Genomic DNA, 2,113 nt, shown 5'->3' on the forward strand with positions numbered 1-2,113 from the left:
CAAATTGCTACATCATCCCGCCCATGCCACCCATGCCGCCCATACCACCCATGCCTTCGGGCATGGCGGGGGCTTTGGGTTCGGGGCGGTCGCCAATCATGGCCTCGGTCGTGATTAACAAACCGGCGACCGATGCCGCGTCTTGCAACGCGGTTAACACCACCTTCGCCGGGTCAATAATCCCCGCCTTGACCAGGTCCTTGTACGTGCCTTCTTGCGCGTCAAAACCGGTGTTCACGTCCTTATGCTCCATAATTTTGCCGGCAATCACCGCGCCGTCGTGACCGGCGTTTTCGGCAATTTGGCGGGCTGGGGCTTCCAACGCGCGGCGAACAATTTTGATACCATGGGTTTGGTCTTCATTTTCGCCCTTCAATTTTTCAATCGCGGTTAAGGATTTCAACAACGCCGTGCCGCCGCCGGCAACAATGCCGGTTTCGACCGCCGCGCGGGTGGCGTGCATTGCATCGTCAACCCGGTCTTTGCGTTCCTTGACCTCGATTTCGGTGGCGCCACCAACCTTGATAACCGCAACCCCGCCAGCCAATTTGGCCAGTCGTTCTTGCAATTTTTCGCGGTCGTAATCAGACGTCGTGTCCTCGACCTGTTTGCGAATTTGGTTGCAACGCCCCTCGATATCCGACTTCTTACCCGCGCCATCAACGATGGTGGTGTTGTCTTTATCGATATGAACATTTTTGGCGGTGCCCAGCATGTCAACCGTCACCGATTCCAATTTAATGCCCAGGTCTTTGCTGATAACTTGGCCACCGGTTAAAATGGCGATGTCTTCCAACATGGCCTTGCGGCGATCGCCAAAGCCCGGGGCCTTGACCGCCGAAACCTTTAACCCGCCGCGCAATTTGTTAACCACCAAGGTGGCCAGGGCTTCACCCTCAACATCCTCGGCGATAATCAATAATGGGCGCGACGATTGCACCACGGCCTCGAGCACCGGCAACAATGGTTGCAACGAACCCAATTTATCTTCGTAAAGCAAGATATATGGTTTTTCCAAATCGCAAATCATTTTTTCCGCGTTGGTCACGAAATATGGTGACAAATAACCGCGGTCGAATTGCATGCCCTCGACCACTTCCAATTCGGTGGTCAGGCCCTTGGCTTCCTCGACGGTGATAACACCTTCGTTGCCAACCTTTTCCATCGCCTCGGCAATGATTCGGCCAATTTCGACCTCGCCATTGGCGGAAATAGTGCCAACCTGGGCGACCTCGGCCGAGGTGCTGATTTTTTGCGAACGTTTTTTAATATCCGCAACCACGGCGGCAACCGCCATGTCGATACCGCGTTTCAAATCCATCGGGTTCATGCCGGCGGCAACCGCCTTGACCCCTTCGGTAACTATCGACTGGCCCAACACCGTGGCGGTGGTGGTGCCATCGCCGGCGATGTCGTTGGTTTTCGAAGCAACCTCGCGCAACATTTGCGCGCCCATGTTTTCAAATTTATCGGCTAGTTCGATTTCCTTCGCCACCGTAACACCGTCCTTGGTAATACGCGGTGCGCCATATGATTTGTCGATAACGACGTTGCGGCCCTTCGGCCCCAGGGTGACCTTCACCGCGTTGGCCAAAATATCGACCCCGCGCATCATTCGGGTGCGGGCGTCAACGCCAAATTTTACATCTTTTGCTGCCATGATTTTTTCTCCTTAAGAAATTAAGTTTATGATTGTGGTTGATTGTTAATATTGTTTGATTGGGCCAAAGGCGATTAACCAATAATGCCCATGATGTCGCTTTCTTTCATGATAAGCAATTCCTTGCCATCAATTTTGACCTCGGTGCCCGACCATTTGCCGAACAAGATTTTGTCGCCAGCCTTAACATTCAGCGGGCGAAGTTTCCCCTCGTCATTGACATGGCCGTCACCGACCGCGACAATTTTCCCCTCCATGGGTTTTTCCTGCGCGGTATCGGGGATAATAATACCACCGGATGTTTTGGTTTCGGATTCTAACCGTTCCACCAACACCCTGTCGTGTAATGGGCGAAATTTTGTTGCCATGCGTTTGCTCCTTCAATAATTTTGGTTGTTTAATAATTTATTTGGTTAATAAATATTTTTTATAGTTTTTGAAAAAACTATAGTA

Annotated in this window: 2 protein-coding genes; both read right to left on the minus strand. The window is 51.9% G+C overall.

All coding sequences use genetic code 11. From position 1 onward, the window contains the following. Positions 1 to 7: 7 nt before the first annotated feature. Complete coding sequence (groL, locus tag QM529_07755) at positions 8 to 1,660, minus strand: chaperonin GroEL (protein MDI9314549.1); 1,653 nt, start codon at positions 1,658 to 1,660, stop codon at positions 8 to 10. Positions 1,661 to 1,734: 74 nt separating this feature from the next. Beyond that, a complete protein-coding gene (groES, locus tag QM529_07760; GenBank protein ID MDI9314550.1) occupies positions 1,735 to 2,028 on the minus strand; it encodes a co-chaperone GroES in 294 nt (97 codons plus the stop codon). Positions 2,029 to 2,113 lie beyond the last annotated feature (85 nt).

The sequence above is a fragment of the Hydrotalea sp. genome, assembly GCA_030054115.1.
In the GTDB taxonomy this organism is placed as follows: domain Bacteria; phylum Pseudomonadota; class Alphaproteobacteria; order JASGCL01; family JASGCL01; genus JASGCL01.